The sequence below is a fragment of the Novipirellula sp. genome (assembly GCF_041583735.1).
In the GTDB taxonomy this organism is placed as follows: Bacteria; Planctomycetota; Planctomycetia; order Pirellulales; family Pirellulaceae; genus Novipirellula.
In genome coordinates, this window is the sequence record NZ_JBFHFD010000386.1 from 1 (window position 1) to 8,298 (window position 8,298).

The 8,298-nt window shown below is 54.1% G+C and carries 6 protein-coding genes; all 6 read right to left on the reverse strand.

Going from position 1 to position 8,298, the window contains the following annotated elements:
• Positions 1-446: AAA family ATPase (locus ABX962_RS23390; protein WP_372722810.1), on the reverse strand; the 446-nt coding region annotated here is incomplete at its 3' end.
• 68 nt (positions 447-514) lie between these two features.
• On the reverse strand, positions 515-1,357 hold the full coding sequence (locus ABX962_RS23395; protein WP_372722812.1) for a DUF4159 domain-containing protein: 843 nt from the start codon (positions 1,355-1,357) through the stop codon (positions 515-517).
• Positions 1,358-1,463: 106 nt separating this feature from the next.
• Positions 1,464-3,959 (reverse strand): tetratricopeptide repeat protein, encoded by a 2,496-nt coding sequence (locus ABX962_RS23400; protein WP_372722814.1) that lies wholly within the window; start codon positions 3,957-3,959, stop codon positions 1,464-1,466.
• 242 nt (positions 3,960-4,201) lie between these two features.
• Positions 4,202-6,445, reverse strand: coding sequence for an HlyD family efflux transporter periplasmic adaptor subunit (locus ABX962_RS23405; protein WP_372722816.1), 2,244 nt, complete (start codon positions 6,443-6,445; stop codon positions 4,202-4,204).
• The gene (locus ABX962_RS23410; protein ID WP_372722817.1) at positions 6,442-7,533 is read right to left on the reverse strand and encodes an efflux RND transporter periplasmic adaptor subunit; all 1,092 of its coding nucleotides are present in this window, start codon (positions 7,531-7,533) and stop codon (positions 6,442-6,444) included. Before ABX962_RS23410 ends, ABX962_RS23405 begins: the two co-directional genes overlap by 4 nt.
• Positions 7,534-7,578: 45 nt before the next feature.
• The coding region (locus tag ABX962_RS23415) for a hypothetical protein (protein ID WP_372722819.1) at positions 7,579-8,298 on the reverse strand (720 nt) is incomplete at its 5' end.

Sequence of the window (8,298 nt, forward strand, 5' to 3'; positions counted from 1 at the left end):
CCCGCAGCGGTGACTTGATGCTCCTGCATCGCTTCGAGTAGTGCAGCCTGCGTCTTGGGCGGCGTCCGGTTGATTTCGTCCGCCAAGACGACGTTGGCAAAGATCGGGCCTTTGACAAACGTCATCTTGCGATGCCCACCTCCGGAATCTTCCAAAATCTCGGTACCGGTGATGTCCGCGGGCATCAGATCCGGAGTGAACTGGATGCGTTGAAATTTCAAGTGAAAGATTTGAGCAACACTGCGAACCAGCAGCGTTTTGGCCAACCCCGGTGCTCCCGTGATCAAACAGTGTCCACCGGCAAACAGGCTGATTAGCAGTTGTTCGATCACATCGTGTTGACCGATGATGGTCTTGGAAAGCTCGGCGTAGATTCGCTCGCGGCCATTGCGAATTTGCTCGACCGTGCGTGCTTCCTCTTCCACTGAGAATGCTTCAGTGCTCATGTTGCTTTCCTTGGTTTAATTTAGAACTCGGTGATTCCTGCCGAACGGTTTCTTAGTGGGGCATCTACTTAGTGCGTCATCGCGTAGGTCACGATATTGATGCCCATCGGGTAGGCTTTCTTGACGGAAAACTCTTCAAAGTACCATTGGTTCTCGCCTTCGCGTTCCCAGCCATCACCGAGATCGGTGTTGTGACAAATGAAGACCATGATCCGCCCCTCGTCGTCATTGATCGCTCGGTAGTGAGGGGTACTCGTATCGCTGCCGTCGGAAGCCCATTCATACGACCCGACCTCGCCCGCCATACCTCGGCGTGCCGCGTTGATCGCGGGCACCTGCGGCTTCTCTTTTAGGTCGTAGACGTTGTGAAAAATTTCGTGCGACAGCGGAACCTCGACCGGATCACGATCGGGAAAGACCCGTTTCAATTCACGACGCATGTTTTCGTATTGTGAATCGCCCCAGAAATCATCGACCATCAAGAAACCACCGTTCAAGCAGTACTGGCGAAGTGCGGCGACTTCGGCTTGACTGAAAACCAAGCTGCCAGGTTCGATGATGTAGATGAACGGATAATCAAATAATTGATCATCGGTCAATTCCAGGACAATTGGTTCTGGATTGACCTTCAGCGAGGTCAGTTGTTGCAAGCGGAGAGAAAAGTTCAGATCGCTGTCGCGGTAATCGGTCGCCCAACCACCGCCGCCTCCCCGCCCGCCATACGAGTCGTATTTGATTCGCACAAAGGTAAACAAATCGCCAGGGAAATTGGGATCGACTTCCCAATCGGGGACGCCATTGCGTTCGGTGTGAGGGCCCGAATTGCGCCATCGCCATCCACGTTGGGCGACCGCCGCCCCGGCAACGAAGACGAACAGAACGCCGATCAGCAGTAAACGTCGTGTGATCATTTTTCCTCTCCGCTGCTTCTGATTCGTTCTAAGCAAGACGTTCGGTATTTACCGGCGAAACGTCGGCTTAGATCATTATGTGGAATGACTCATCTTGACCTGCTTATCACTGCGAATCCGCCACGATTTCCAACAGCAATCGATGGGCATCCCGGTAACGCGGCGCGGCCTCGAGGGCCGACAATACGTGCCGTTTGGCAGACGTCGTTTGACCGCTTTGAAAACAGGCACGGGCCAACTGGAAATTCAGTGCGGCAGGGTCGATCGGATCCATTTGTAAAAGCGCCTTCAACGGTCGAATCTCTTTCTCTGGCTTCTTCAGTTTCTCGGCGGCCACCGCCATGTGCTCGTATCCAAACGGCTGTAGCGGCTGAATCGCCAGCGTCGCTTCGCTGTATTCTAAAACGTGTTGCCAGTCATCGTGTTGCGTCGCGATCTCGATTAAACGCCGGTACGAGGGCAAAGCATCGCTGGAAAGTGCTAAAACTTGCTCGCGTGTCTCACGTTCGCGTTTTTCCTGGCCCAATCGCTGGTAAACGTCAGCCAATAACTCAAGTGGACCTTCCCGCTCTTGCGTTACCGCCCCGAGTTCAACGATTTTCTCGAGTACTGGCAATGCCTTTTGGTCCTGTTTGCCCGCAATCCACGCTTCGGCAAGACGCCGCAATCCCCAATAGTTCGTGGGGTGATCTTCCACCCATTTGGCTAGCTCCGCCTTCGTTACATCGGCGGGCAAGTCTTCCCGTGACCAATCCGCATCAGGTGCAAACGCCTCCGCTTTTTCACGGGCGTAGGTTGCAAATTCGACATCAAGTCGATCGAGCGAGCCCACGGATCGCGTCAACGCATCGTCGATCGACAACCCGTCGCCTAAAGAAACAAGAACCGTTTTCAGCGATTCAATACCGTGTTTTTCAATCAGGAATTCAATGACGAGCGAGGACTCGTAATAGGCAAACTGCAGATGCAAAGCCGAGGGAGGACTCAGAAACGCGGAACTCAACTTGCTGACGGGCGTTAACAATTCACTCAAGATCATCTCGCGATATTGAGGCGTCATCGACTCACCCCACGCAGGGTTTCGCATCCGCTCTTCGTAGACCGAAATGCCTTCGCTGAGCCAACGAGGCATTCGGTTCTTGGTTTTCTCGAGTGTCACGACATGACAAAACTCGTGCCACAGCACGCTCTTCCAATTGTACGGTCGCTCCCCCTGACTGGCTGGGCTATTGGCGGTGATCACACGGCCAAAGCAAACGCCCAAATATCCATCGCCGCCGGGTAACCCAAATGTGCGGATGGCAAAATCTTTCTGCTCGGGAAAGATTTCGACCATAATCGGTGCATCGGGTTGGACGTCATATTTTTCACATAGCGTCGCTCGCGCTTCGGTTAACAATTCAAGCACCGCGTCGCCATACAGGTCTGCTTCCATGGGATCCATGCGGACGTGAATATCGCCCGATTCTAAAACGCTAAAGCCTTTGATTCGGTCATAAAGTGTCAACAAGTTGTGGGCGACGACGTTGTACGGATCGTCATCCGCGACCGATTTCGCCAGCGTCCATCCCTTGTCGTCGTTGCCCAGACGAAGCAGGTCTTGAGCGAGTTGGAAATTCGCGGCGTGATAGTCGGGATCGAATTCGAGGGCGCGACGTTGGTAGGCGGCACCCTCCGCGAATCGGTATTTCTGCGACAAATTGCTGCCAATCAAATAGTCGACACGCGGATTTTGGTTCCATGTGCTGAGTGCTTTGCGGCGCATTTCCTGTTCACGTTCGGTGTCGCCTTCGAGATGCGCGATCACGCTACGCAATGCCCACGCGTCTGGTTCCGACGGATTGATTTTTAAGACCGCCGCGATCGAGGCATTTGCATCTTCATACAGCTCGCGATCCAAGGCCAATTCGGCTTGCATCAACAAGGCCGGAATGTGATTGGGATTCCGTTCGAGTGCTCGTTGCAGCGATTCGATGGTGACCTTGGAATCCGACGATTCGAATGCACGCGCTTTCAAGTAGCTCGTCCGCGGATCGGTGTCATCGATTCGCTCGGCCTCGGCCAGCGTTTCCGCCGCGACCTTGTAATCGCCTTTTTCCAACGCGAGCTCGGCGGTTGCGATGTAGGCTTCGAGAAAATCGGGATTGGAATCACGCACGCGATCGTAAAACATCTCTAGCACTTGGCGGGCATCCTCGCCCTCTTCGACGAAATAGCGGCCCGCCGCGATCAGGTTGTCACGGCTGGCGAAGCGAAGCGGCGAACTTTGCAAAATCTGAAAAAATCGCTTTCGCTCCTCGTCGGCTCTTTCGGAAAGATTGTTGAAACGGATCGCTTCGAGCCCCAGCATCCTAAGTGTCATGCTGGTGGGGTACCGACGAATTGCATTCTCGTACGTTTGCAGTGCCTCGGCATATTTGCCTTGTTCCAATTGGCACTGGATCAACAACCGCGGCCACCGTTCGTTCCAAATGCCGCTTTCGACTGCCGCCGATGCAACCGCCTCGGCTTCCGTATAGCTGCCAGTCCGAAATTGATCTTGGGCCGAATCCAGATCGTTGGCGATCGCAGAAACCGCCCACGATGCGAAGCACAGTAACATCGCGAGATGAAATGGGGGGGCAGACAAAGGCAAGGCTCCTAGGCGAGGTGGGATCGAGAAGCTGCCTTTGATTCTAGCGTGTTCGCAAGCCGCTGTCTGGTTTCGCAAAGAAGCGATTTATGCGTCACGCTGGCAAACCACATAGACTACGGGGATTTTGCCTGCCGTTTCGCGAGGATGAAAAGCGGGGCGATTCCCAATCGGTTGCCGTGGAGGGGGCTTCGATCCACTGGAATGAATTTTTAGAAAGCGTCGCTGATTGTCGTTGTCAATCGCTCCCACAGCGATGTCCAAGGCACGTTGATCTTGGCGTAGCCCGTCGAACGCATCGCCAAAGACGGATGGCTCGGATGGCCGTTCGTTTGATCGCTCGCCCGCAATCGAACTCGCACTTGATAATAGGCATCGCCAGGTCCGTTTCCACGGTTCGACGGATTTACCATTCGCTTGCTCGCCAATTCTTCGGGAATTCCGTCCGTCGACGACGAGGCAACCTCGACCACTTTGCCGCGGAACGCTCCGGACGATAGATGAGGAAGCATCAATGAAACCGATTGTCCCTCACGTACGTAACGTAGATCTTGCTGGCGAACCAAGGCGATTGCATCATATTGCCCCGGTTCTCCTAAGCTGCCGAGCTCGGTTCCCGCTTCGATCCAAGCTCCACGATTTTGCATTGCTAGCGCGGTGCTGTCCCATGTCCTTAGCGTGCGAGGATTGCGGATGTTTTGCACACGCTGAGCGGCCGAGAAAACGATTCCGGATGCGGGAGCCACGATTTCCAATAGTGACGCTTCGGAAGCAAGTAGCTGTAACTGATGCTGGCTCGTCTCGATCGACTTAGACACCACTTGGATGCGATCTGAGATTTGTCGAGTTGTAGGACGGACACTTTGCAAACTTGTCTGCTCGGTCTGCAACGCCTGCAACCTGGTTTGCTCTTCCACCATCGATAGCATCAGATCGGGATTCGTCAATTTCGCGATCACGTCACCCTGTTTCACCAGCGAACCTTCGCGAATTCCATCGACAATCCGTCCTGGCGAGGCTGCCACAATCGGTTGAGATTTTGAAATGCGGATTGTCATAGGGGCCTTGATCCGGTGCGGAAGCGGAATCCAAAACGCGGCGGCAATCACTGATGCCACAATCACCCCGATGGCAAGGGGACGTCGCAGCAGCCCCGATCGGTTTCGTCGCCGCGATGGCGGGGGTGAGAAAACCGCTCGCAGCCATCGGGTGACACCTAACATCAGGACCAACAACAACAGGATCCCGACGACGGGCCCCAAATCCACTTGATCCGCTTGCCGATAGACCCACACCCCCAACGTGGCATAGATCAATATTCGATAGGACAAACTGGCAACCCAGTACATCCGCAATCGAGCGTGCGACAGATGGCTTGCCAAGCGGTTTGCAGACTCGGTACGTGCGAACGAGAAGGCATCGTCCCATATCAATCGTCGTAGCCACGTTTGCACCGAAACGGATGCTTGCGAAGCAAGATTGGGAACACCGATCCAATCCGAAAGGATGTAGTAACCGTCGTAGCGGAGCAGCGGATTGCCATTAAACACCACGGTGCTAACCGAACCGACGAACATCACCGTGACGCAAAGATCGCGAAGGAGCGAGTCGGTAAGCAGCAACCACAATAACATTGCGATCGCAGCGACGAACAATTCGACGATCATGCCGGCGCTCGACACCATGATTCGTTTCCAACGTTGTTTTAATAACCAGGCGTCCGACACGTCGCAATACAGTACCGGCATGCCGAACAACAGCATCACCCCGATTTGACGGCATTCGGCTCCGAACCATTTGCATGTCACTGCGTGAGCGATTTCATGCAGGACCTTCAAGACGAATATCACGGCGATCAGTAACACACCCCAATCTGCGACGGGCTCGCGTGTGACCGCATCAAGATGCATGGCAATTTGATCGAAATACACCACGGCTGTCGCGGCCATGATGATCGTGAATGCAATTGCAGCGATTTTCGCTGGCAAGGGTAAAACCGCTCGCAGACATGGCAGCAAACGGTCAAGCGTTCGGTCGACCGCAACGCCGGGCAAACGAATCGCCAACGGTTCATGCCACCAGCGACGCGATGCCTTCGTTTGCAGTGTCGTTTGATTCGGGGATGCGTGGTCGTCAAAATCCGTGTCATCGCCGACTGCGTCACGGCCCTCTTCGCTGCCTGTCAGCAAACCGCTGCGAAGTGCTTCGGCGAAAAATTCGACCACGGACTCAGGTGAAACGTGTTGCGGTGCAAATAACGACTTGCACTCCTGAGTAATTTCGCTCAGCGAACGCGTGCCATCGGCGAGTTGCAGCAGGCTGCGGTCTCGCTCACTGAGATGAAAATACTCGTTGGCAAACGGATCTTTGGCAATCCAAGCGACGTGGGCTCCCATTTCGGTACGTTGCCACTTCAGATCAGGACGCAACCGCAAACGATTCGCAAACACGCTCATGGTATCCTCAAATGCATCGTCATTCGCATCCCCGGGAGCACTGCGTCATCGGGGTTGTCGAACTCTACGGTGAAACGCACTTGCTGATTCACCGGATCAATTTCGGGACTGACAAAGATGATATCGCCAGTTCGCTCGATCACGTTTCCGCCGGAATCACGCAGGAAAAGGGATGGCGAATCGACCGTCAATAACGGCTTCCTGAGCTCGGCGTCGACGTAGCCTTCGGCGCGAAGCCGACGCAGTCCCACCAATCGCACGACGGGGTCACCGGCCCGAACCCAATCGCCTGGACGCCGCATTACGTCGACCACGGTGGCGTCAAACGGAGCGACGACATTGTGATGATCGAGAAGCAGTTCAGCGAGTTCGCTTTGGTTTTGGCGTCGTTGCTGCTCGAGGGTTTCGATCTCGTGTTGATGTACCGATTGAGACATCTGGATTTCGGCTTCATCCACTGCAATCTTTTGCACAATCTCGGCCTGTTTTTCCGAATCGACATTGAGTTGGTCGATTTGACGTTCAAAACGAGCTTGCTCTTTTTCGAGTCGTGCTCGTTCATAAGCAAGGCTTAGCCCATCAATTTCCGATTGAGAAACACTGTCGACGTACCGTTTACGTGCGTCAAATGCCCTCGCCAATTCGTTTTTTGCGACCGCTTCGGCCTTAGTCGCAGCCAACACTCGCAAGTCATTGCTCGCCTTCTGTGTTGCAATCGTCACGTCGACTGACTGTTGTTTACCGAGTTGTTGTTGTCGTCGGTACGCTTTTTCTGCTAACGCGATGGTAGAGGAATCGTCTGCATTGGCCGTCGCGATTGCCAGTTCGATCTTGGCGAGCCGCTGTTGCAGTTCCGCACGTCGACGGTCGAGCGTCGCGAGAATATCGCCACGCTTTACTGCCATGCCTTCATGAACCGCCAACGTGTCAATCGCTCCGGTTTCCAGTGCTGGTACCTGAACTTCGTTAACCACGACCACGATCAAGTCTTCGATCGTCAGTGAATCGGTTTCAGCGTATAACGGATTTGCCGACACGGAAAACGCAATGATCGTAAGTACATGATTCAGACCGCGATAATTGTTCATAATCAAAATCCTCTTGCGTCTACAGCCTTGCTACGAAAAGGCTTTCTATAACGTCGTTCGCCACCACTGAATCAAACCACGAAACCAAACAAACCCGATCGCTCGACGTCCTGTCCATATCTCCACGCTTGCAGTCGCTCCGGTTCGCAGTGAATTCAACCCCGCCGCATCGGTGTCCGCTGGACGGACGACACCCTTGATCACCCAATCGCCTTGGACGTTCCTTTGAGTGACGTCGTGTAACCGAGTGAGCGTCGCTTCATGAATGTTCTGCGGACTCGAGCGAAGTGAAAATCGACAACGGCGTTTCGCTTCCTGATCCGATTGCAACAGATAACCGCAATCAGAATCGTTCACCTCGATTTCAAGTTCCCAACCTGCCTCGGGTGAGTAGACCTCGGCCAGGAATTGACCTCGAGTGATCGGACGCGATGCCAAATTTTCTCGCATGTTCCAATGATCGACTTTGCCCGCGATCGGGCTTCGCACGACGAGCTGTTGTTGTTGTACGACCACCAAGTCGCGTTGTAATCGCAATCCTTCGAGCTTTGCCTTCAGCACTTGTTCGTTTGCGGAACGGTTTCGCTCGCGAAGTTCGCTTGACGACGAACTACGTCCTGCAGCGATCGCAGCCAAACTGGTCTGCAATGCCGCAATTTCCCCTTCGATTTGCTGTTGTTTCGTATCCAAGTCATGACTGCGAATCACCATCAACGTTGCTGACTCGTTCACAGACGAACCGTTGTCGACGAGCAACTCGGTGAC

What these genes read in the sequence shown, in the direction of transcription:
- ABX962_RS23395 (WP_372722812.1), bottom strand. Translation starts at nt 1,357, where the DNA reads ATGATCACACGACGTTTACTGCTGATCGGCGTTCTGTTCGTCTTCGTT.
- ABX962_RS23400 (WP_372722814.1), bottom strand. Translation starts at nt 3,959, where the DNA reads ATGTTACTGTGCTTCGCATCGTGGGCGGTTTCTGCGATCGCCAACGAT.
- ABX962_RS23405 (WP_372722816.1), bottom strand. Translation starts at nt 6,445, where the DNA reads ATGAGCGTGTTTGCGAATCGTTTGCGGTTGCGTCCTGATCTGAAGTGG.
- ABX962_RS23410 (WP_372722817.1), bottom strand. Translation starts at nt 7,533, where the DNA reads ATGAACAATTATCGCGGTCTGAATCATGTACTTACGATCATTGCGTTT.